Raw genomic sequence first — 22,836 nt, forward strand, 5'->3', positions numbered from 1 at the left:
TTATTATGAACACAAAAGGTCTTCTTGCCCTTGCATGTATCGGTGCACTCTGTGTCTTTCCGGTCCAGGCGAAAAACGACAAACACGGTGATCTCCCACCGGGGCTGCAGAAAAAAGCCCGCAGCGGCAAGCCCTTGCCTCCGGGCTGGCAGAAAAAGCTCCAAAGAGGGCAACGGATCGATCGTGCTGTCTTTGAACAGGAAGCCGTGATTATCGCTCCCCGTGACCGTGACGGTCTCCTGACCGTCCGTATCGATGGCAAAGTGGCCCGGGTCGCTGAAAAAACGCTGGAAATCGTCGATATTCTCCAGCGGTAGTCATGCGCGGCCTACGCTTTGCCGTGCCGCTCCCGGCGTGTCGGACGGCGCCGATCCCCTTTTCCTGTCCGAGTAACCCATGAGTTTTGAATTCCCCTGGCTGTTTTTACTGTTGCCTCCGCTGTGGTACTGCCTCTACCGCTGCCGCGAACGTCTGAGCCCGCGCTATTTCGTCCATCTTGAACTTTTTGCCGTACGGCGGGGATGGTTCAAATGGCTCTGGCTGCTGCGTTACCTTGTGGTCTTGCTGGTGGTTACCGCCATCGCCTCTCCCGTGACCATCGACAAAGACGATCCACTTAACCGCCAGGGGGTCGATGTCGTCCTGGCGCTTGATGCCAGCGGCTCGATGGGCGCCTCTGGGTTCGACCCGCAGAGCCGAGAGAGCCGCTTCGATATCGCCAGAAAGATCGCGAAGCATTTTATCGTTGACCGGATCGGCGATAACGCGGGGGTCGTCATCTTCGGCGATTTTGCTTTTATCGCCTCGCCGGTGACGTACGAAAAAACCGTGGTCGCGGAGATGATGGATTACCTCGTCTACGGCATGGCGGGGCAGAACACGGCCATCGGGGAGGGGATCGCCATGGGCGTCAGGGCTTTTGTGGATTCACAGGCGACCTCCAAGGTACTTATCCTTCTGACCGACGGCGAGCACAACAGCGGGCGGGTATCGCCCAAGGAGGCGACAGCCCTGGCCGTCAAACACGGCATCCGCATCTATACCGTCGGGATGGGCCGGGATGGGGAGTTCGACGAAGCGATGCTCCGCCGCATCGCCGATGAGAGCGGCGGTGCTTTCTTCGCCGCCTATGATCCGGAGGCCCTGGCGGCGGTCTATGACGCGATTGACGGCCTGGAACGCTCCCGGATAAAATCGGAACGGTTCCTGCGCAAGGAGTACTACTACGCATGGCCATTGGGAGCGGGGATATTTTTACTCTTCTATCTCTGGCGAAGGGAGGCATTGCTATGACGTTTCTGACCCCGCTGTGGCTCTGGACACTGCTCTTCTTGGCCCTCTATTTTGTCTCCCTCCGTCAAAGGGGACGCGGTGTCGTCTGGAACCTGCGGAGCGTTATGCTGATGACGGCGATCGGGCTTGGTATTGTGGCGCTGGCCTGTCCGGTGTCGCTGCAGGAGCCGGTCTCGATCGAGCAGCGCGGCAGCGACGTTATCTTTGCCGTCGACATCTCCCGCTCCATGCAGGCAGGAGACATCGCCCCGAGCCGGCTGGCGGCGGCGAAAAGCGTGCTCGCTTCGGTGGTGGAATCCGATGACACGAACCGTTTCGGCGTGCTGGCCTTTACGACGAACCCGGTGATCCTGTCGCCGCTGACGCGCGACGACGAACTGCTGCTGCACCTTTTTGCGGGGCTGGATACCTCGATGGTGATGACACGCGGGACGGAGATCGGCGGAGCGTTGAAACTGGCGCGGAAGCTTTCGCGCTCCGAGCATCCCATTGTCGTCCTTCTGACGGACGGAGGCGATAGTCTGGGCTACTCCCAGGAAGCGGCGCAGGCCCGTGCAGCGGGACTTATTGTCAATGTCGTGATGCTGGCGACGCCGTCGGGGGGAACGCTGAAGGCCGAAGACGGCAAACTGCTGCGCGACGAAGAGGGCGGTATTGTTGTGACGGCGCGCAACAGCGCGATCGGCGCCATCGCCGATGCGACCGGTGGTGTCGCGATCGACGGGGCCGACGCCGGGGCGTTGGCGTCGGCCATCAGAGCCCAGGGGATGCAGGATGTCCGGGAGAAACGGAAGATCATCCTCTACCGGGAGTACTTCTACTATCCGCTTGCCCTGGCACTGCTGCTGGCCATGCTGGGAATGACGGATCTCCTTTCACGGTTAGGAGGGCGTCGTGCGTAGCCGGTTCAGCCATATCGTCTCCACACCCGCCGTCATGGCATCGCTCCTGGTGCAGGGATGGCGCGGCATGTCGCGATACAGAGGGCACCCGGCGCTTCTTCCGGTGCTGCTCGGATTCTTCGCGGCCGTGCTGTTGCTGCTTCTGCTGCTGCTGTGGAATGCGACACTGCCGTACCGGGCAGAGCAGGCATACCGTGTGGCCGACTACAACCGCAGTGCCGCGCTTTTTGTGCGTATGGAGGGGGCGGCGGCACAGTATGATGCGGGCAACGCCTGGTACCGTTCGGGTGAGTACGAACGGGCATTGCAGTATTACAGTGCGCTGGAGAAGCTTGAAGGCGCCTTCGGCGCGTCGGTCTGGTTCAACCGTGGCAATACCCTTGTCCGTCTCAAGGAGTTCGCGAAAGCCCGGGAGGCCTTTGCCCGCTCCCTGGCGCTGCGGTATGACGAGGAGGCCCTTGCGAATATGATGCACATTCTGGCGGCGGAGGAGCAGGACCATATGCTTACCGGGCGGCAGGAAGGCAAGAAGCGCGCCCAGGACCAGGCGGCCGAACGCAGCGAAGGCGGTCCCAAGAAAGAGGGCGGGGGGAGCAACCAGCAAAGCAGTGCCGAACGACGCTCCGGGGCCGGCAGCCAGGGCAAAAAAGTGGAGCGTGAGGAGCAGCTTGAGTTCTCGAACAAAGGCAACAGCCGTCTGAGCTCGAAACAGTATGAACTGATCAATCAAAGGAATGTACATGAAACGAAGCCCTGGTAGCGGAGTGTTGTGGGCGTTGCTGCTGTTGCCGCTGCTCTCCTGGGCGGCGGAGACAGCCTATACCTGGAGCGCCGCGGCGACGAAAAAGAGCGTCGCGCAGCATGAAGCCTTCGCCGTTGAATATACCTGCCGTTTCGATACGGAGGCCTATGCCTATATTATCGCCTTTGATCCGGCGCAGGAGACCGAGGCGTACCGTATCGAACCGCAGAGCACCGATGAGCAGATTGTCGACGGGCGGCGGGTCAACCGCTACCGCTTCACCGTCTTCCCAAAAAAAGCCGGGAGGCTCACCCTGTCATTCAGCGCGACGATGGAGCATACGACGAAGGCCTCCATTGAAAATGCCGTCATCGGCCGGGACAACGTTGAAAAGCTCGATTATACGTCGCGAACCGTTTCGCTGCCTCCGCTTAGCGTGGAGGTCAGGCCACAGGAGACGGCCTATGCCGGACATCTGGAGCTGACGCTTGCGGTCGACAGCGAAAAGGTAGACGCCTTTACGCCCGTCCAGGTGGCCGTCAGACTGGAGGGGGCCGGCAATCTCGACGTCATGGCGCCCTTTGCCCTTACGATACCGAATGCCCGCCAGTTCACCGACGGGGAGCAAAAGCAGCTTCGTCTGGGCGATAACGGCTATGAAGGAAGTATCAGCCAGCAGTTTGCCATTGTGGCCGAGCACAATTTTACGGTACCCGCCCTGCAGCTCTCCTATTATGATACGGAGCGGAAGCGGACGGTAACGCTGTCGACACAGGCGCATGCGGTGACGGTGAAGCCTGCCGCCGCAGCCGGGGAGCACAAAGCGACGTCATCGCCGACCGCCGAAGTGCCGGTGCCGTGGAGCGCGTCGTGGCTGCACCTGCTGTTGGCGCTGATCGCCGGGATCGTCATCGGGCGTTTTATGTTGCCTGTTCGTGTCGAATCGGAGGCGCTGTCGCTGCCGGAAAAGCTGCAGCGCTGCAGGGACCCGAAACGTTTCGTCGCCTACCTGGCCATGGCGGATGCCGAGAAGTACCGCACGATGATCGATGCGATCGAGGCGAAAATGAAGGCGGGGGAGAAGGTCGACCTCTCCTCTTACAAACGGCAGCTTTAACAGCGCCTCTGGCGATGAGGATAGAATAAGGGTTGCATCTGGCATGGAAAAACAGAGAGTGCATTTGACAAAAATACTCCGTTTCAAAACTGCAGCTGGCATCTTCCATGTGGCCCGCGACGGCGGCGGGCGTTACCATATCCTTTTCAACGACGAGAGCATGGGCGACTACGGCGATATGATCGATGCGATCGAGGGGTTTGTTCACGAGAGCGGGTTTTACATCATCCACCCGGAGATGGCCTATCCCCTTGACACCTTCGATCTCGGCATTCCTGACGATATCAGCGGCTGGGAACCCTGCTGATTCAGAGTTCGAAAGCCTTTTTGAGTTTTCGGAGAGCTTTTTTCCGTGCTTCGTAGAGCGCAGCGCACTCTTGGGAGGGGTGTTTGTCGCAGAAACGGTGCAGCCATGCCAGCTGGTTGGCCGCATCCTGGATGGCGCCGAAGTGTTCCAGGTGCTTCTTGGCGTTTTTGATCTTGCGTTTGGCATCGACGAGACCGGCTTCGTCCAGGAACTCCAGGACGTAGCGCGCCTGTTTGTAACGCAGACGGATCTCATGGATCTCTTCCTCTTTTGAATCCTCGCCAAGGGCTCGCCGCGCTGTTTTCGCTTTTTCGTAAATGGCTTCGCCCCGGCGAATCAGCCTCCCTTTCCGCTGGTCCAGTTTTAGGGCGTGGACGTCGGCGATCAGCAGATCGATCGTTTGGGCGAAACGCCGCGGCGTTTCGGGGGGCCAGCGCTTTTTGTACTGTTTTTCCCGGTAGCGGGTCAGGGCCGCATGCAGGTTCGGGTAGGATTCAGAAGAGAGCGCGTCCAGAAAGACATCGGTCTCGCGCAGGGGATTGGTGACTTTGAGCATCGATTTGGCAATAGCGTCCGGGGCGTAAAGATGATGGGTGTAAGCCGCAAGGACGGAGCGGAACCGCCGCAGGGCGACCCGGAAGCGGTGCAGGGCCTCGATATCGGCGGCGGGACCGACAAGGGGGAGCTGCTCGCTGGCGGTTTGGAGCTGCCGGATCAGGTATGATTTTAAAAGCGCGCTTTCCATGGTGGATTATTATAGTGCAATTTTGTTACAGACTCACTTCAAAATGAAATCGGCGTAGATGGGAAGGTGGTCGGAGTAGCCCTTCCCGATGTGGTGTTTGGGGTACGTTCGGCTGCGCTGCCAGCGGTTGGGTGCCCCTTTTTTCGTCACAAGGTACTCCGGCTTGAAGCGCGCGAAACTTCCCCTGACATACTCGTTCCCATTATGGTCGGCGAGGGCGGGGGAGATGATGATATGGTCCAGGGCCTCTTTCTGGCCGTAGAAGCTGTGGCTCCAGCGCTGCAGTGCCGGCAGTTCGTACCAGAGGTCGTAGGCGCAGGAGGGGCAGCGGGCCAGTTCGTCCAGGGTGACCCCTTTCTCGTCGCGCATCGTCATCAGCACGTCGTTGATCCCCGTGACCCCGTCGGTGTCATTATGTTTGCGTTTGCGGGCAAACAGATGCTTCTCGTCGTAGTCGGCGTTGAAGTCCCCCAGCAGGACGTATGAAACGCTTCCCAGCGCATCGAGCCGCGCTTTCAGGGCTTTGGCCGAGAGTATGCGCAGGCTTTCGGGGCCCGATTTGCTTTTCCAGTGGTTGACGAAGACGTAGAGCGGTTCGCCGCCAGTTTCAAGGCGGACCTCGAGGATGTTGCGGATCCGGTTGCCGTTGGCGACGGCGATTTCACGCTTGACTTTGACGGGGAGGCGCGAGAGCAGCGCCGTTTTGACGACGCTCGGTTTGGCGTCGGCAATGGCGCGGTAGGGGAGGTACCACCCGGCGCGTTTGACCGCCACCTGCAGATCGCGCAGGGCCCGGTCCGATTCGATCTCCTGCAGGCCGATGACGTCGGGTTTTATCTCGGCGATGACGCGGGCGATATTGTTCAGTTTTTTGCGGTAGTTCTTTTCGTTCCACTGCCACGGGGTATTGGGTATGTACTCGGCGTACTCGTTCCCGCTGCGTTCGAGGTCAAAGAGGTTTTCGACGTTATAAGTTGCGATGCGCATGGTCTCTCCTGCAAACAGCAGCAGCGGCAGCAGCAGCGCCGCGAGAAATTTGGTCACGCCTCAATGCCGCTCAGGCGCAGGAGGCTTTGCGTTTCGGGCTCGCGTTCCATCAGCTTGTAGAAAAGCACCCGCATGCTTTCGGAACCGCCGCGTCCCAGAACGATGTCGAGGTAGCTGCGCCCCAGGGCGGTATCGAAGACCCCCTGGTCGACGATGGCGAAGAAGGCGTCGGCACTGAGGACCTCCGCCCACTTGTAGCTGTAGTAGCCCGCGGCGTAGCCGCCGGCGAAGATATGCGAAAAGCCGTTTTGAAACTTGTTGTACGACGGCGGTGTGAGCAGGGCGGTACGTTCGCGCACGGCGTCGAGGACCGCCTGGACGTCCGGGGTCTCCTCCATGTGGAGGGTGAAGTCGAAAATGGCGAACTCGAGCTGGCGAAGCATGCTCATTGCCGACTGGAAGTTCTTGGCACGGACCAGTTTGTCGATCATCAGGTCACTGATGACGTCGCCGCTTTCGTGGTGTTTGGCGAAGAGTTTGAGCACCTGCGGCTCGTAGGCGAAGTTCTCCAGGAACTGCGACGGGAACTCGACCGCATCCCACTCGACCCCGTTAACCCCGCTGACCCCGTTTTCGTTGACGGTGCTGAGGAGGTGATGGATAGCGTGTCCCGTCTCGTGGAAGAGGGTGACGACGTCGTCGTGGCGCAGCAGGGAAGGGGTCGACGCGCTTGAGGGCGGGAAGTTGCAGACGATGAAGGCGGAGGCGAGCTGCTCGTTGCCCTCTTCGTCGAGGCAGTGGCTCTGCCAGTTGTGCATCCATGCCCCGCCGCGTTTGCTCGAGCGCGCCTCGAGATCGAGGTAGAGGCGGGCGCGAAGCTGGCCGTCGACGTAGAGGTCATGGGCCGTCGCGGTCTCGTGCCAAAGCGCAACCCCTTCGGCAGGGCGGATGCTGACGCCAAAGAGGCGGTGGAGGAATTCGAAAAGCCCTTCGACGACGGAGTTCTGCTCGAAGTAGGGGCGGTACTCCTCCTCGTCGATGTCGTAGCGGTTCTTTTTGAGCTGTTCGCCGTAGAAGGCGCTGTCATAGCTCTGCAGCTCCGCCGCTCCGGCAAATTCGCGCAGTTCGGCGAGTTCGCGCTGCCCCTGGGCCATGGAGGCGTCGGCCAGTTCGTTCAGGAAGGCCAGGACGGTGTCGGGGTCCTTGGCCATCTTTGTCGCCAGGGAACGTTCGGCGTAGGTCTCGAAGCCGATTAGGCGGGAAGCCTCTTTGCGCAGGGCGAGGGTCTCCTCGATGATCTCGGCATTCTCGGGAGCGCGGGTCGTATAGCCCTTGTAGAGCGCTTCGCGGATCTCACGGTTGGGACCGTAGGTCATGTAGGCGATGTAGGAGGGCATCTGCAGGGTGAACTTCCATGCCGTCTCTCCCGCTTCGGTTTCAAACGCGGCGCTCTCGATATCGCTTTTGGGCATCCCCTCGACGTCGGCGGGGTCGGTGATGACGTACTCGAAGGCGTTGGTGGCGTCGAGCAGGTTCTGGGTAAAGGTGTTGGAGAGTTCGCTTCGGCGCAGGCTGATCTCGGCCAGGCGTTTTTTGCTCGCCTCGTCCAGGTGGGCGCCGCTCAGCTCGAACCCCTGAATGTTGAGGTCGATGACGCGCTGCTGTTCGGGCGAGAGCAGGTCGTATGCATTGGCTTTGATCGCTTTGAACGCCGTATAGATCTCGAGATTCTGCCCGATCTCGGTGCCGTACTCCGTCAGCAGCGGCAGGGCGGCGGTGTAGACCTCCTGGGTCTTGTCGCTGTTGTTGACGGAGTGCAGGTGCGACATCGGCGTGAAGAAGTGCTCAAGCCGCTCGTCGAGCATCTCGAAGGGCTTGACAAAGTTGGCATAGCTCTTTTCCTCGATGGCGAGCAGGGCTGCGATCTGGCTGCGTCCTTCGTCCAGGGTGCGTTGCAGATCGTCGATGAAAGTCTCCAGGTTGACCTCAAAGGGTAAAAAAGGTGCTTTGCTCATTGATATCCTTCCTATCTTTGTTGAAATATTACCTCAAGATGCTGATACGTGATTAAACAATGGCAGTTATAATAGCCGGAAAACTTTGGTTCACCAGGAGAGTAATGATGAAAAAGATTGCATTATCGGTTCTCGTTGCCGCCACCGTCGCGATGGCCGACTGCAGCTACAGCAAGAGCGGCGACGTCAGTGTCAACTGGACGGCATTCAAGACGCCGATGAAAAAAGGGGTGGGCGGCACCTTCCGTTCCATCGTCTACAAAGGCACCGAGAAAGGCGCGTCGCTGACGCAGCTGCTCAAAGGCGCCAAGGTGATGATCCAGACGAACAACGTCGATTCGGGCAATACCGGCCGCGATGCGAAGCTGGTGCAGTTCTTTTTCAACCAGATGGACGGACAGATGCTCGAAGCGCAGATCCTCGATATGGACGAAGAAGCCAAAGTGGTCCTCGTCGAAGTCATCATGAACGGCAAGGGGCTCAACGTGCCGATGGCCTACAGCTATGAGAAGGGCGTCTTCACTGCCGGCGGCGTGATCGACCTCGGCGACTTCAAAGCCCTCGACGCGCTGACCTCGATCAACCGCGCCTGCTATGACCTGCATGCCGGCAAAACCTGGCAGGACGTTAATATCGGCTTCAGTATGAACGTAGAGGAGAGCTGTACGAAATGATCGCCGCCGCCGTCAAGAAAATGATCCGTTTCCTCTTCGTGGGGGCGCTCTCATTCTTTCCGCTGGTGGTGGTGCTCCTCGTTGTCAATTTCCTTAAAAACATCGGGCTCAGCGCCTATTTCCGCCTCAATACCCTGACCGATTCGACCGGCGCGACGGTCCTGCTGATGCTCGGGGTGCTGTCGGCACTGATCCTGCTGGGATGGACCATCGAACGCTACGGCCGCTCCGTTCTGCTCTCGGCGATCGACCGGATGTTCGAGAAGATCCCCGCGGTCAATACGATCTACTCTGTTTCCCGGAAGATCTCCAATATGCTCACCGGCAAGGATGATTCGGGGAAGAAAGAGGTCGTCCTCGTCGAATACCCCAAAGACGGCGTCTGGGTGCCGGCCTATGTCCTCAACCGCCATAACGGCATCTGCGTCCTCTTCGTGCCGACGTCGCCGAACCCCACCAGCGGCTACACGGTCCTGGTCAAGGATGAGCTCACCGTCCCGGTATCGCTGACGCTGGAGGAGGCCTCCTCCTTCATTATCAGTATGGGGGCGGACTTCGTCAAACGCGACGAAGTGACGGACAAGATTCACGGGGCGGGCGTTACGCCTCGTTCCTGAAGCGCGCGTAGGGGAGGGTGCGCAGGTTGGAGTTGTAGTAGCGCCTGTCGTCGGTGACCTCGCGGGTCACCCAGGGTGGCAGGGCGAAGGTTTCGTCTGCGCTTTGCAGTTCGATCTCTGCCAGGTAGAGCCCCTCGTTTTCCCCCTCGAAGATATCGACTTCCCACAGATGCCCCTCGTAGAGGAGCTCGTAGCGTTTTTTTTCGATCAGCGGCGCGGCGCAGAGTTCTTGCAGCATCGCGACGGCATCATCAGCGGGGATCTCGTATTCGAATTCGCTCCGAACGATGCCCGCTCTTTTGCCTTTGAGGGTCAGGAACGCTTTCGCGTTCTTTGTGCGGACCCTGACGGTCACGCCTTCGGCGGGGATGTATCCCTGCGTGATGACAAGGGGGGCGGGCAGCTCGGGAAGCAGCGCGGGGTCAATGAGAAATTTGCGTTCGATTTCGATGGCCATGGGGTATTGTAGCGCAGAAAAAAGAGGAAAGGGCGCCGGGAGCTTCCCGGCAGGAAAGCTGTTAGTGCTTGCGATCGCCGGTGTTGTGATAGAAATACATGCTGTATCCGATCACTGCGACGCTCGGATAAAAGATGCCAAGCAGTTCGATCATTGTTCACTCCTTATTAATAAGGGGCGTATGCTAGCGAAAAAAGTAGCTCTTTTTCCATTCAAAAGAATTGAATAAAAAGAGCAGTTTTTTTCATGATTGTCGGCACCCCGCCGGTCAGGGCGCTTTACGCTTTTGGGGGAACGTTTTGAGGCTCTCGTCGACGACCTCGTTGATGTAGGCCGTCCGCTCTTCGGGGGTGTCGAAGCTCTTGAGACGGTCGGTCGTGGCGGCCCGCCAGAAGATCTTGTTCCCGTCGGGGTTGAGGGCGTCGATGATGATCTGGGCCTCGTCATATTCGTACTCGCGCTGGATCGGCACCGTCATGGACGCCCCGTACCCGTAACCGTAATAGGGGAAGAAGCCGACCATCTGGAAATCGGTCGTGACCTCTCTTCTGGTGGTTACGTCGGTATGGAAGATGAGGATGAAATCCGCCTCATCCTTGGCGACGGCTGTGTAGCCTTTGCGGGTCATACCGGCGGTGATCGCCTCGGCGATGCGGCTCTGTGTGAGGGTCGTCACCCCCTCTTTACGGGGATAGACGACGGCAAAGCGTTCCAGGGGCGTGAAATCGAACTTGGGATCGTAATCGCTTTGAATCTGCAGGCTGGAGCACCCCGAAAGCAGCAATAGCAGTGCGATAGAGAGTATACGGATGAACATGACAGCTCCTTCGAGATCATGGTTGACGTTGTATATGCATATATTGTAGCAGGGCTCCGGTAACAGAATACGGTACACTTACACTCAATGAAACCGATACTCTACACTTCGATCATCCTGCTGCTCATGGCGCTGGGCGGCTGTGCGCCGAAACCCGTTCCCCCTGTTGCCGTTGCCGTTTCGGAGCGTACCATCGACTATACCAAAGAGGTTCGCCCCATTCTAGACCGCCGCTGCGTGGTCTGCCATTCGTGCTACAACGCCCCCTGCCAGCTGAAACTGAGCGCTTTCGAAGGGCTTGAACGCGGAGCGACGAAGATGGCCGTTTACGACGCCGAAAGGCTCGGCGCCGCCCATCCGACCCGCCTCTTCGTCGATGCGGACACTGCCGATCAGTGGCACGACAGGTACGACTTCTACTCGGTGACGGCCAACACCGCTTCGGGCCGTTTCAATGACTCAACACTGGTCAGCCTGCTCGAGGCCAAGCGGCAACTGCCTCATAGCGCCGGGGAGTACCGGCCGGAATCCGACGAACTCACCTGCCCGCGAGACCACGACGAACTCGAAGAGTACCTGGATGAATACCCGGAGCGCGGGATGCCCTACGGCTTCCCGCCACTGACGAATACAGAGATGACGACGCTGGCCCAGTGGGCGCAGCAGGGGGCCAGGGGGCCGGGCAGCGAGGAGCAGCGGCGGATGAACGCCCCCGCGGAAGCCGACAGGAGTGCGCTGGAAACCTGGGAAGCTTTCTTGAACATGCCGGATGCCAAACACGCCATGACGGCCCGTTACCTCTATGAACACCTCTACCTGGCCCATATCCGTTTCGCGACCCCGGACGGCGCTTTTTATGAACTGGTGCGCTCCGAAACGGCTGCGCCGTCTGCGATCAAGATCATCCCTACGATAAGGCCCTACGACGATCCGGGCAAGGACGCGTTTTATTACCGGTTCCGCCGGATCACATCGACGCTGGTGCACAAGACGCACATGGTGTTTACGCTCGATGCGGCCCAGCTGGCGCGCGTTGAAAAGGACTTCATCGAGGCCCCCTGGAACGAGACGCCGCATCTGATGGGGTACGGTGCGAAACAGTCGGCCAACCCCTTCGCGACCTTCGCCCAGATCCCAGCCGCGGCGCGGTACGCCTTTTTGCTTGACAACAGCGAATACATCGTCCGCACCTTTATCCGCGGCCCGGTCTGCAAAGGGCAGGTGGCGCTGAACGTGATCAACGATCATTTCTGGGTCATGTTCCTCGACCCCAAATATGATTTGAGCCTGCACTACCCGAACCTGCTGCGCTTCAACGAGAAACAGCTCTCCGTGCCGGACGAACAGGGGAGCGATTTCCCGGCTTACCACTCCCTCAGCGACAAATATATCGAGCATGCGATCGACTACTATAAAGCCCGGGCGGATTTCTATTCGCTCATCTATACGGAGGGGCTGGGGTATGACGCGATCTGGAAGGGAGAAGAGGCCGATGACGCGCCGCTGCTCACGGTCTACCGCCACTTCGACAGCGCCTCGGTCCATAAAGGAGCCCTCGGCGATCTGCCCAAAACCCTCTGGGTCATCGACTATCCGCTTTTCGAACGCATCTACTACGCCCTGGTCGCGGGATTTGACGTCTTCGGTAATGTCGGGCACCAGACCAACGTCCGCCGCTATATGGACCGGCTGCGCGTGGAGGGGGAGAGCAACTACATCGACTTTATGCCTGCGGATGTCCGGAACAAGCTTTTCGACGCGTGGAACAAAAATCTCAACCTTCTGGTCGAGAACAAGCTCTTTTACCGTCCGGCGCGCATGCCTACGGCCGTTGCTTTCGAGACAAACGATCCCAAACGCGAATTCGTCGAGCATATTGTCGATCACGAGCTGCTGGGGGAGACGGACATCTCCTTTGATCCGGTGAACTATTTCCGCGCGGGGGACGCGCATCCGCCGCTCCCCGAACACTACCGGACGCGCGGGGATTATATCCAGGCGTTCCGTGCCATTTCGAAACCCGGGACGGCCTTTGTCCGTACGATCGACGGCCAACAGTCGAACCTGGCGTATGTCCGTGTGCGTATGCCCGAAGGGGAGGAGGATATCCTCTTTTCAGTCGTCGTGAACCGTTGGCATGACAACGTCGCTTTCATGTTCGATGAAAAGGGCCGTCTCGACCCCTCCAAGGACAGTGCGGATTTCATCTTTGATTTTATCGGCTCCTATCCGAACATGCTGCTCGAGCTGGATGCGGAGGAGGCTCCGGCCTTTTTCGATATGCTCGCACACTACAAAGATACGCCCGAGTATCGCCGCCGCTTCTTTCATTTCGGCATTACCCGGGACAACCCCCGCTTCTGGGAAACGTACGACTGGTTCCAGAAACGCTTCGAAGCGATGCACCCCATTGACGCGGGCTTGTTCGACCTGAACCGCTACTACTACCTTTCGCGCTCCCACGGGAAAAAAGAGGGGGAAGAGTAAAGGGCGGACGCCGGCGGGCGAAATGTGCTACAATGGTCCCAAGCCACTTGAATAAAAGGAGTCTAGGATGTCAAAATCGATGGTTGAGATCAAAACGCTAAAACTGGCGCATACGCAAAACGGCACGATCAGTATCGCGCATATCGAGGAGCCTTACGGCAAACACAGCAGCCCGGTGGTCAGCATCGCCATCGCATTGGAAGGGGCATCCAGCGACTGGAAGGTCCATCTCCCTTACGAAAACATCGATGAGGTGATCAAGGGACTCCAGGAAGCGAAAGCGTCCAACGAAGGGATGCCGCATCACGACAAGCATACCGAAGACCTGAATGCCGACACCGGCGGCGGGGCCTAGGCCAGCTCCTCCCCGAAGACGCTGCGCATGAGGGCACCGTCGCCTTCGGAGTGCGCATACAGTAACACCTCACACTCAAAACCGACGCCACTTCTGAAAAAATCACGATAGATCTCCAGCACCTGCCGCTTGTCCAGCCCGCCGACACCCGTGCCCATCAGCGGCAGCGCCAGGGTGACGTTCTTGCCGTGCAGCGCGGCAAAGGCGGCCAGGGCCGTCTGAATGTTACGGAGGATGGTCTCGATCTCCCCAAGCCGCGGCAGGGCCTCCGCCGCGCCGGGATTGTAGTCCATTACGGCGGCATGAAGCATGCTGCCGAAACGCGCGCAGCCGCCGGTGGCGACGACATCCCCTTTCTGCAGCGTTCCCGTTTCCTTCAACGCACGGGTCATGGCGCTCTGCAGGGCCGGGCCGCAGGCACGGGCAAAGGCGCCCGAGACCCCGGAACCAAGCTGTAAAACGGTATTGGACGGATTGACAATGAAGTCCGATGCCGGTGCGTCCAGGAGGTTCCCTGTTTTGATGGTTACATGGTAGGCCATACACACATTGTAGCATCATCTGCACGGGGGAGGGGAGGGAGCCGATACCGACAGCATCCATGACCAGGCACGGTCCGCCTGCAGATAAGATCTTTGAGAAAATGTAGTAACTTTAACAAATTACTACAAAACCCTTGACACAAAAGTAGTAATTGTGCTAGCATGGAAAAATGTGTGAAACCGTCGTCGCAGTGATGACGGTGCCAAAGAGGCCCATGCGGCCACGGATGACTGGACGGAGGGCGCGATGCCGATTCGGACACTTCAGGACAAACACTACAAAGGGATCAGCGAACTCTACCGCAAATCCGACGGGAGGGTGACGGGTTACTACGTTACCTACCGCGACGAGGAAGGGAAGCCGGTCAAGCGAAGGGTCACCGCCGATGACAAGGACGAGGCACTTCGCAAACTGGTCGACATCAAAGATGAAGTTGACCGACTGAAACAGGAGAAGGCGATGAGCGCGCTCCCCCTAACCTCTGAACACCAGGGAAAGAAGCATGACGCGACGGCGGCACGGGCCGTGGACGTTACGCATGAAGTCCACTCTATGCATGATTGCCAGAAGCGGATCTCCTCGTATGAGGGCAACGCCGTTGTCATGCTGATCGACATTGTCGCTTTCGACGACATCCGTATCCTCTACGGATACGAGAACGCGGAACGGATGGTGGCGGAGCTTGAAACGCTGGTGCGCGCGACGCTGGGCCGGTTCGAAGAGGACGCCCACTTCCGTACCCTCGGTGCCGCGCCGTTCGATTTCGACCTCTACCATCTTTATGCCGACCGGCTCTGCCTCTTTGTCAAAAACGACTTTTCGCACCGCCTGCTGGATTTCATCGCCGAAAAACTCCACGCCTGTGTGTCGGAATACGCCTTTCATGTCATACAGGGGAACAGCATCCATATCAATGTCTCAATCGGTGCGAGCAAAGCCGACGGCGCCGTCAGCCTGATGTACGCGGAAAAAGGGCTGCAGGAGGCGAAGAGGCTGCACAACAGCTACATCTTTTATGATAGCGGCTCCGCCGAGCGCAATACCCATTATTCCAATAAAACCTATGAACTGCTTCAGGAAAACATCGAGCACAAAAGGGTGACGCCCTATCTGCAGGGGATCTTCCGCAACGGTGAACTGACGAAACCGGAGAAGTTTGAAAGCCTGATGCGGCTGGTAGACCGGCAGGGACGGGTGCTTTCGCCGGCGGCTTTCCTGGAGAAGTCCAAAGAGTACCGCCTCTATACCCAGCTGATGCTGCAGATGATCGACAAGGTGTTCGACGTGCTGGCGCACTACGACATCGCGGTGACGCTGAACCTCTCATATGTTGATATCAACAACGTGCTTTTACGGGAGCGTCTGCTGGAAAGGCTGGCGAAGGAGAAGCGCGGCGGCAGGCTGACGGTTGAAATTCTCGAGAGCGACCAGATTCGCGACCTGGAGATTGTCAACGAGTTCATATTCAGGCTGAAAAAAAGCGGTGTCTTGATCGCCATCGATGATTTCGGCAGCGGATTTTCGAACTATGACAACCTGCTGAACCTCGAAATCGATTACGTCAAGCTCGACGGATCGCTGATCTCGAATATCCATGACCGCAAACATCGCATTATCCTCGGCAACATGGTCAATATCTGCCATGAGCTTGGGATCGAGACCGTGGCGGAGTACATCAGCGACAGAGGGGTGCTGCGGATGGCGCAGAGCATCGGTGTCGACTATTTCCAGGGGTACCACCTTCATAAGCCGCAGCAGTGGGATGAGGCGCTGCAGACCTTTGGTTACAGGGAGGCCGCCTATGCATCATGACGACAAACAGCTGTCGGAAATCACGGACAGGACGATGCGCCGGCTGATGAACGAAGCGATCGTCCTGCCTTCGAAATACCGGGAAACCTTTATGGAGGAGGAACAAAAGAGCCTGGAAGCGTCCCGTGAAGCGGGAAACGGAGATGCCACGCACCGTGAAATCGATCTTCTTCGCACGCATCTTTTTTCTGACGATGTCACGCCGGCGAAAAACCGTCTCTGGCTCTACAAACAGAAGCTCAATGCCCGCCAGGGCTTTAACGATGAGGGCTATCTTGTCAGCCTCCGTATCCAGGATTACACGACGATTGTCGATGAATACGACACTGTCATCGGTAACCGGGTTCTGATGCTCGTCTGCAGCTATGTGATCGAATTCCTGAAAATGCAGCGGGTGAATTTTGAAATTGCCCGCTATGCCGAAGGGGATTTTCTGCTGTTTATGCATCACATCGATGAGAGTGAAGTTGATGCACTTCTGGTCAATATGCAAAATGGTGCGGCCAACCATACGTTCAAACACCGCAGCAGAATTTTCGGTCTGACTTTTGATGCGGTAGCGATCCGCTATCTCGAAAATGAACCGTTTGCTACCGTCATGGAGCAGCTTGAAGAAAAAAGGTTTGAAAAAAAAGTTGAAGAGGGTGGTACCGCTGGCCGGACTTGAACCGGCACGTCCGAAGACAACGGATTTTGAATCCGTCGTGTCTACCATTCCACCACAGCGGCTTTCGCAGAGCCGAATTGTAATGAATGCATCCTTAAAATAGGCCCGCAGCCACCCCAATGGGCGGCCAAAGCACTTTTTGTTATAATCCCTAACATTACTTGAAAAATGAGGATCGTATTTGCGGCAGGCACTTTTTATTACTGTTTTGGCCATTTTGGTATACGCGGGGATCTCGACGATCATCGCGGATGCGGCAATTATCGGGACGATCGGGGAGATTATCGCCAAGGCGAACCGGGCGCTGTTCGGCTATGTCTCTTTCGCCTACCTTTTTGTTCTGCTGTACCCGTTGTATACCTACTACAGAAACAGTGAGATCAATGTCGAGCGCACCGAGAAGATCCTGGCGGGTATCCTCCTCTTTTTCTCCCTGCTGATCCTGCAGGCGCTGGTGACGGAGGGGGCACTGCGCGGCGCTCTGGGTTCAGGGTTCGTTGATTTTCTTGAGCCCTATATCGGGGCGTTCGGACTCTGGGTCTTCTGGGTCATGACGGTCACGATAGCCGCCGTGATCCTGGTTGACGCCGAGAAGTTCCCCTCCATGCCCAAACCGAAACTCCCTTTTTCGTTCAGTAAAGAGGACGAGGAGGACGATGCGGAGCCGTCTCGGGAAACCATCCCGGCTAGAACGCGCGCCGCCGTGACGGAACGGCCGGGACTCTTTGACGATGACCCCTTCGATGCGCCCGCGTACGAGCGGATGAACATGCCCCTGAAGTCGGACGATTCGGTCATCAGACTGGTGCCGAAAGCACAGCAGGCGAGCCCGTTCGAGGATGCGGAAGCAGAGGCGGAGGTGGCGCCGAAAGCGGCGCCTACAGCGAAAGAGGGGACTATTCTTGCAAAGGCCGAAGGGGTACGCCAGAAAAAAAGCGCGCTGATCGTCGAGGAGCTCGATGAAAACAAGAAGCTGCTCGAGCAGATCGAAAAAGGGAAGTCGGAGAAGCCCAAGAACTTCAAGCTGCCCTCCCTCGACTTTTTTCAAAAGCCGCCGAAACAGGGCAACAGCATCGACGAGCGCGAGCTCGATGACAAGATCCGCGATCTGATCGAGAAACTGGCGCAGTTCAAGATCGACGGGGACGTTATCCGCACCTACGCGGGACCGGTCGTCTCGACTTTCGAATTCAAACCGGCCGCGCACATCAAGGTCTCGAAGATCATGAACCTTCAAGACGACCTTGCGATGGCCCTGCGCGCCGAGACGATCCGTATCCAGGCGCCTATCCCTGGCAAGGACGTTGTCGGGATCGAGATCCCGAACCATACCGTCGAGACGATCTACCTGCGCGAGATCTTCGAGAGCAAACTGTTCCAGGAAGCGAAGTCCCCCCTGACAATAGCCCTGGGCAAGGACATTGTCGGCAAGCCGTTTATCACGGACCTGAAAAAACTGCCCCACCTCCTCATCGCGGGAACGACGGGTTCGGGCAAATCGGTGGGGATCAACGCGATGATCCTCAGCCTGCTCTACAAGAACTCCCCCGACCAGTTGCGGCTGCTGATGATCGACCCGAAGATGCTGGAGTTCTCCATCTATAACGATATCCCGCACCTGCTCACCCCGGTGATCACGAAGGCCAAACAGGCGATCGCCGCGCTGAACAACATGGTCGGAGAGATGGAGCGCCGCTACCAGCTCATGAGCGAGTCGCGCACGAAAAACATCGAAAACTATAACGAGAAGATGAAGCGCGAAGGCGGACAGCCCTTCCCCTACATCGTCGTCATCATCGACGAGCTCGCCGACCTGATGATGACCTCGGGCAAGGATGTGGAGTACTCCATCGCCCGCCTGGCGCAGATGGCGCGGGCGTCGGGGATCCACCTGATCGTCGCGACCCAGCGCCCCTCCGTGGACGTTGTCACGGGACTGATCAAGGCGAACCTGCCTTCGCGTATCAGCTACCGCGTCGGCCAGCGTGTCGACAGCAAGATCATTCTCGACGCCCAGGGGGCGGAGTCGCTGCTGGGCCGGGGCGATATGCTCTTTACCCCTCCGGGGGCGACGGGACTGATCCGTCTGCATGCGCCGTGGAGTACCGAGGAGGAGATCGACCATGTCGTCCAGTTCCTCAAATCCCAGCGCGCACCGCAGTACGATGAATCCTTCCTCGCCGAGAGCGGCAGCAGTGGCAGTACTGGTGACGAAGGGATGATCGAGGATATGGATGAACTCTACGAGGAGGCGAAAGAGATCGTCCTCGCCGACCGCAAAACCTCCATCAGCTACCTGCAGCGCAAACTCCAGATCGGCTATAACCGTGCCGCGCGTATCATCGAACAGATGGAACAGCGGGGTCTGCTGTCACCTCCCAACGCAAAAGGAAACCGCGATATCATCGGATAAAGTGAGGCTTGACCCTGCTTAGGCCTCAACCATGTTTCAAAACTAAACACATTGGTAACAAAATCTCAAAAATAGGTTACATTTTGTAACACTAGAAACCTTCTTGATTCTTTCCTTCGCTATAATCTCTCGAAATCTTATTTACAGGATAAAACGATGGCTTTTATGGACGAATATAAAGCGCATGTAGCAGAGCGTGAAGCTCTGGGCGTACCTCCACTTCCTCTGTCTGCGGCGCAGACCGCTGACCTGATCGAAATGATCAAGGCAGGCGAAGGCGATATGGCCGAAAATATCGATCTTCTGAAAAACCGTGTTTCTCCGGGCGTTGACGACGCTGCCTATGTCAAAGCGGCATTCCTCAATGATGTTGCACAGGAAAATGTAGCCGTTGCGGCAATCGCACCGGATGCGGCGGTCGAAATGCTCGGCATGATGCTGGGCGGCTACAACGTCAAGCCGATCATCGATGCCCTCTCATCTTCCAATGCCGCCGTCGTTGACGCGGCGGTCAAGGCACTGAGCCATACGCTGCTCGTTTATGACGCGTTTAACGATGTCGAAGAACTGCACAAGGCCGGCAATGCCGCCGCGACGAAGGTGCTTGAGTCTTGGGCGAACGCAGAGTGGTTCACGTCCAAAGCCGATCTGCCTGAAAAAATCACCGTGACTGTCTTCAAGGTCCCGGGTGAGACCAATACTGACGACCTCTCCCCGGCGTCCGAAGCCTTTACACGTTCCGATATCCCGTTGCACGCAAACTCCATGCTCACGGCAAAGATGGACGACCCGATGGGTACGATCAAAGCCCTCAAAGAGAAGGGCCACCCGGTTGCCTATGTCGGTGACGTCGTCGGTACGGGCTCTTCCCGTAAATCCGGTATCAACTCCGTACAGTGGCACATGGGTGAGGATATCCCGGGCGTTCCGAACAAGCGCACCGGCGGTGTCGTTATCGGCGGTATCATCGCACCGATCTTCTTCGCGACGTCCGAAGACTCAGGCGCGCTCCCGCTCGAGATGGACGTGACACAGATGGAAACCGGCGATGTCGTCGATATCTATCCGTTCGAAGGCAAAGCAGAGAAGAACGGCGAAGTGATCGCCACCTTCGGCCTGCGCCCGAACACGATCACGGACGAAGTCCGCGCCGGCGGCCGTATTCCGCTGATCATCGGCCGCGGTCTGACGAAGAAAGCGCGCGAGGTCCTCGGTATGGGCGAGATCGATCTCTTCCTGAAGCCGGAGCAGCCGGCCGATACGGGCAAAGGGTACACCCTGGCGCAGAAGATGGTCGGTAAAGCGTGCGGCCTCGAGGGCGTCCGCCCTGGCATGTACGTCGAACCGGTCATGACGACTGTCGGCTCCCAGGATACGACGGGACCGATGACGCGCGACGAGATCAAAGAGCTCGCGGCGCTGGGCTTCAACGCTGACTTTGTCCTGCAGTCTTTCTGTCACACTGCGGCTTATCCGAAGCCTTCGGACATCAAGATGTACCACACGCTTCCGGACTTCATCTCCAACCGTTCCGGTGTCGCGCTGCGCCCGGGCGACGGCGTTATCCACTCCTGGCTGAACCGCATGTGTCTGCCGGACACGGTCGGTACGGGTGCGGACTCGCACACCCGTTTCCCGATCGGTATCTCTTTCCCTGGCGGTTCGGGTATCGTTGCGTTCGCGGGCGTTACCGGCTCCATGCCGCTGACGATGCCGGAATCCGTACTGGTCCGCTTCAAGGGCGAACTGCAGCCGGGCGTTACGCTGCGTGACCTGGTCAACGCGATCCCGTATGCTGCCATCCAGAGAGGCGAGCTGACCGTCGAGAAAAAAGGGAAGAAGAACATCTTCGCAGGACGTATCCTCGAAATCGAAGGGCTTCCGGATCTCAAAGTCGAGCAGGCGTTCGAGCTTTCCGATGCTTCTGCAGAGCGTTCTGCGGCGGCCTGTACGGTTCACCTTAACAAAGAGCCGGTCATCGAGTACATCAAATCCAACATTGTGCTGCTCCAGAGCATGATCGATGCGGGTTACCAGGATGCACGTACCCTGGCGCGCCGCAAAGAGAAGATGGAAGAGTGGCTTAAAAATCCGGAACTGATGGAAGCGGACAAAGACGCCGAGTACGCAGCGGTTTACGAGATCGACCTGGGCGAGATCACGGAACCGATCCTTGCGTGTCCGAACGATCCGGACGACGTTGCTACCCTTTCCGAGGTGCTGGCTGACGCTAACCGTCCGCACAACATCGACGAGGTCTTCGTCGGTTCGTGTATGACCAACATCGGTCACTACCGCGCCCTGGGTGAAGTCCTCAAGGGCGAAGGCCAGGTTCCGGCGCGTCTGTGGGTTGTCCCGCCGACCCGTATGGATGAGCAGCAGCTCCAGGAAGAGGGCTACTACGCGATGTACGGTGCCGCCGGCGCGCGTACGGAGATCCCGGGCTGTTCCCTCTGTATGGGGAACCAGGCTCGTGTCGCTGACAACGCGGTCGTCTTCTCGACGTCCACGCGTAACTTCGACAACCGTATGGGTAAAGGTGCGCAGGTCTATCTCGGCTCTGCCGAACTGGCAGCCGTCTGTGCGATGCTCGGACGCCTCCCGACAAAAGAGGAGTACCTCGAGATCGTACCGAAGAAGATCGCCGGCAAAGAAGCCGACATCTACAAGTACCTCAACTTCAACCTGCTCGAAGAGTTCGCGCTCTAAGCAGGCTTCCCCTCTGCGGGGAACCGCTCTTTTTTTTCTCCGAACTTTCTTTTTTCATCCCTTTACATTACAAGCAGCCGGGCCGTTGCCGTCTACCGTATCGATGTCGCACGCCGTTTGCGCCGTGCAATCAAAGAGGGGTTATTTTTCTTTGGCGGGCCACTGTTCCCAGGGTTCGACGTCATAGTCCATTTCCAGGATCCAAGGATGGTAAGCCGTCGGATGCTTTGCATGACGTTCGAGCACGCTGGCGTGGACGAGGGGTTTGCCGCGGGTCGCCGCGTCCCAATGGCGCTGCTCGCGGCGGTAGAGACGGGTCAGCCATGTCCCGCGCGAATCGTGCATCTTCCCCTGGGCATCTTCATGGGGATCGACCGTGTGTTTCGGATAGATCAGAAGCCCGTGGTTGATCGCCTGCCGGGTGAGCCAGACCAGGGGGATGTCGGAGAGGTCCTGCTCCGCATAACCGCCGCCGACGTCGGTATGCATCCCGCTGAACCAGACCTGTTTGACGGTCTGCCACTCTTTGACCTGCTTCTCCCACAGCACCGGGTGGAAGGTTTTGCGTTCGTCGTCGATGGCCAGGGCTTGGTAGGCGTGCGTGATGGTTTCGCTGAGCCTGAAATTGTGGAAACGGTGGCGGAACCCCGGAATGCCGTCGAGCAGGACGCTGAGGCTCTTGATGGGAAGGCCGAGTGCGGCGACGGTGTCGTAGCAGCCGATAAACTCCACCTTGGTCCACATATTGTGATGGTCTTTCAAAAAGGCGGCGGCTTTCTCCTTGCGTTTGCCCTCATCCTCGATCATGTAGATATCATAGGCAGTGGCGATCAGTTCGGGACGGGATTTCGGCAGGATGCCGAAGTAGTGCAGGAACCCCGAGAGGCTGCGCACCGTTGCCGCGCCGCGGCTGAACCCGAACAGGAAGATCTTGTCCCCGGCTTCATAATGCTCAAAGAGAAAACGGTAACACTGCTGAATATTGCGGGAAATGCCGAAACCGCCGACGTTCCCGGTCAGCCGGTGGATGCCCGTGCCAAGCCCCGGATCGTAAAAGGCGATCTGCCGCGGGGTGCGGTCCTCGATCATGTTGAAGAGTTTATAGATATTGGTGTTGTTGCCTTTGCCGCCCTCCTGGCCGGTCCCGTCGGAGAAGATTACGATATTTTTTGCCATG

The 22,836-nt window shown here is 58.1% G+C and carries 21 protein-coding genes and 1 tRNA gene; 14 read left to right on the forward strand and 8 right to left on the reverse strand.

Going from position 1 to position 22,836, the window contains the following annotated elements; translation table 11 throughout:
* Positions 1-5 precede the first annotated feature (5 nt).
* The 6 genes from LOH54_RS05310 (at position 6) to LOH54_RS05335 (ending at position 4,361) form a co-directional block, all read left to right on the forward strand.
* A complete protein-coding gene (locus LOH54_RS05310) occupies positions 6-317 on the forward strand; it encodes a hypothetical protein (RefSeq protein WP_231020996.1) in 312 nt (103 codons plus the stop codon).
* A gap of 79 nt (positions 318-396) precedes the next feature.
* The gene (locus LOH54_RS05315; protein ID WP_231020997.1) at positions 397-1,293 is read left to right on the forward strand and encodes a VWA domain-containing protein; all 897 of its coding nucleotides are present in this window, start codon (positions 397-399) and stop codon (positions 1,291-1,293) included.
* Positions 1,290-2,195, forward strand: a complete 906-nt coding sequence (locus LOH54_RS05320; protein WP_231020998.1) for a vWA domain-containing protein — start codon at positions 1,290-1,292, stop codon at positions 2,193-2,195. The genes LOH54_RS05315 and LOH54_RS05320 overlap by 4 nt, the downstream gene beginning before the upstream one ends.
* The gene (locus tag LOH54_RS05325) at positions 2,188-2,955 is read left to right on the forward strand and encodes a tetratricopeptide repeat protein (RefSeq protein ID WP_231020999.1); all 768 of its coding nucleotides are present in this window, start codon (positions 2,188-2,190) and stop codon (positions 2,953-2,955) included. Before LOH54_RS05320 ends, LOH54_RS05325 begins: the two co-directional genes overlap by 8 nt.
* On the forward strand, positions 2,936-4,054 hold the full coding sequence (locus LOH54_RS05330; protein ID WP_231021000.1) for a BatD family protein: 1,119 nt from the start codon (positions 2,936-2,938) through the stop codon (positions 4,052-4,054). Before LOH54_RS05325 ends, LOH54_RS05330 begins: the two co-directional genes overlap by 20 nt.
* Positions 4,055-4,118: 64 nt before the next feature.
* Entirely contained in the window at positions 4,119-4,361 is a 243-nt protein-coding gene (locus tag LOH54_RS05335; RefSeq protein ID WP_231021001.1) for a hypothetical protein, read from the forward strand.
* A gap of 1 nt (position 4,362) precedes the next feature.
* Here LOH54_RS05335 and LOH54_RS05340 read toward each other — a convergent pair whose 3' ends face one another.
* The 3 genes from LOH54_RS05340 to LOH54_RS05350 are packed head-to-tail and all read right to left on the reverse strand — an operon-like array spanning position 4,363 to position 8,108.
* Complete coding sequence (locus tag LOH54_RS05340; protein WP_231021002.1) at positions 4,363-5,106, reverse strand: CHAD domain-containing protein; 744 nt, start codon at positions 5,104-5,106, stop codon at positions 4,363-4,365.
* A gap of 33 nt (positions 5,107-5,139) precedes the next feature.
* A complete protein-coding gene (locus LOH54_RS05345; protein WP_231021003.1) occupies positions 5,140-6,150 on the reverse strand; it encodes an endonuclease/exonuclease/phosphatase family protein in 1,011 nt (336 codons plus the stop codon).
* Positions 6,147-8,108, reverse strand: coding sequence for a M3 family metallopeptidase (locus LOH54_RS05350; protein ID WP_231021004.1), 1,962 nt, complete (start codon positions 8,106-8,108; stop codon positions 6,147-6,149). The genes LOH54_RS05345 and LOH54_RS05350 overlap by 4 nt, the downstream gene beginning before the upstream one ends.
* A 107-nt stretch (positions 8,109-8,215) precedes the next feature.
* On the opposite strand from LOH54_RS05350, the gene LOH54_RS05355 reads away from it, so the two are divergent.
* Together LOH54_RS05355 and LOH54_RS05360 are read left to right on the forward strand one after the other, a co-directional pair.
* On the forward strand, positions 8,216-8,782 hold the full coding sequence (locus LOH54_RS05355) for a YceI family protein (RefSeq protein WP_231021005.1): 567 nt from the start codon (positions 8,216-8,218) through the stop codon (positions 8,780-8,782).
* Positions 8,779-9,399 (forward strand): DUF502 domain-containing protein, encoded by a 621-nt coding sequence (locus tag LOH54_RS05360; protein WP_231021006.1) that lies wholly within the window; start codon positions 8,779-8,781, stop codon positions 9,397-9,399. The genes LOH54_RS05355 and LOH54_RS05360 overlap by 4 nt, the downstream gene beginning before the upstream one ends.
* Here LOH54_RS05360 and LOH54_RS05365 read toward each other — a convergent pair.
* On the reverse strand, positions 9,383-9,856 hold the full coding sequence (locus LOH54_RS05365) for a CYTH domain-containing protein (protein WP_231021007.1): 474 nt from the start codon (positions 9,854-9,856) through the stop codon (positions 9,383-9,385). The two genes, LOH54_RS05360 and LOH54_RS05365, sit on opposite strands and share 17 nt — an antisense overlap.
* A 268-nt stretch (positions 9,857-10,124) precedes the next feature.
* A complete protein-coding gene (locus LOH54_RS05370) occupies positions 10,125-10,673 on the reverse strand; it encodes a DUF4136 domain-containing protein (RefSeq protein ID WP_231021008.1) in 549 nt (182 codons plus the stop codon).
* Positions 10,674-10,760: 87 nt separating this feature from the next.
* Between LOH54_RS05370 and LOH54_RS05375 the strand changes: the two genes are divergently transcribed.
* Both LOH54_RS05375 and LOH54_RS05380 read left to right on the forward strand, forming a co-directional pair.
* Entirely contained in the window at positions 10,761-13,160 is a 2,400-nt protein-coding gene (locus LOH54_RS05375) for a fatty acid cis/trans isomerase (RefSeq protein WP_231021009.1), read from the forward strand.
* A 67-nt stretch (positions 13,161-13,227) separates the two neighbouring features.
* The gene (locus LOH54_RS05380; RefSeq protein WP_231021010.1) at positions 13,228-13,515 is read left to right on the forward strand and encodes a hypothetical protein; all 288 of its coding nucleotides are present in this window, start codon (positions 13,228-13,230) and stop codon (positions 13,513-13,515) included.
* On the opposite strand, the gene LOH54_RS05385 is transcribed toward LOH54_RS05380, so the two are convergent.
* Positions 13,512-14,057: a macro domain-containing protein gene (locus LOH54_RS05385; protein ID WP_231021011.1), complete on the reverse strand. Its 546-nt coding sequence runs from the start codon at positions 14,055-14,057 to the stop codon at positions 13,512-13,514. The genes LOH54_RS05380 and LOH54_RS05385 overlap by 4 nt on opposite strands.
* Positions 14,058-14,304: 247 nt before the next feature.
* Between LOH54_RS05385 and LOH54_RS05390 the strand changes: the two genes are divergently transcribed.
* Positions 14,305-15,870, forward strand: a complete 1,566-nt coding sequence (locus LOH54_RS05390; protein ID WP_231021012.1) for an EAL domain-containing protein — start codon at positions 14,305-14,307, stop codon at positions 15,868-15,870.
* Positions 15,860-16,537: a hypothetical protein gene (locus LOH54_RS05395; protein ID WP_231021013.1), complete on the forward strand. Its 678-nt coding sequence runs from the start codon at positions 15,860-15,862 to the stop codon at positions 16,535-16,537. The genes LOH54_RS05390 and LOH54_RS05395 overlap by 11 nt, the downstream gene beginning before the upstream one ends.
* Here LOH54_RS05395 and LOH54_RS05400 read toward each other — a convergent pair.
* Positions 16,516-16,599: transfer RNA gene (locus LOH54_RS05400), tRNA-Leu, on the reverse strand. The genes LOH54_RS05395 and LOH54_RS05400 overlap by 22 nt on opposite strands.
* Before the next feature lie 119 nt (positions 16,600-16,718).
* Here LOH54_RS05400 and LOH54_RS05405 point away from each other — a divergent pair.
* Positions 16,719-18,950, forward strand: coding sequence for a DNA translocase FtsK (locus LOH54_RS05405; protein ID WP_231021014.1), 2,232 nt, complete (start codon positions 16,719-16,721; stop codon positions 18,948-18,950).
* A 156-nt stretch (positions 18,951-19,106) separates the two neighbouring features.
* Positions 19,107-21,659, forward strand: a complete 2,553-nt coding sequence (acnB, locus tag LOH54_RS05410; RefSeq protein ID WP_231021015.1) for a bifunctional aconitate hydratase 2/2-methylisocitrate dehydratase — start codon at positions 19,107-19,109, stop codon at positions 21,657-21,659.
* 141 nt (positions 21,660-21,800) lie between these two features.
* Here the strand turns inward: acnB and LOH54_RS05415 are convergent, their stop codons facing one another.
* Positions 21,801-22,835 (reverse strand): T6SS phospholipase effector Tle1-like catalytic domain-containing protein, encoded by a 1,035-nt coding sequence (locus LOH54_RS05415; protein WP_231021016.1) that lies wholly within the window; start codon positions 22,833-22,835, stop codon positions 21,801-21,803.
* Between the last annotated feature and the right edge of the window lies 1 nt (position 22,836).

It is taken from the genome of Sulfurimonas sp. HSL-3221, assembly GCF_021044585.1.
GTDB classification, from domain to species: domain Bacteria; phylum Campylobacterota; class Campylobacteria; order Campylobacterales; family Sulfurimonadaceae; genus Thiomicrolovo; species Thiomicrolovo sulfuroxydans.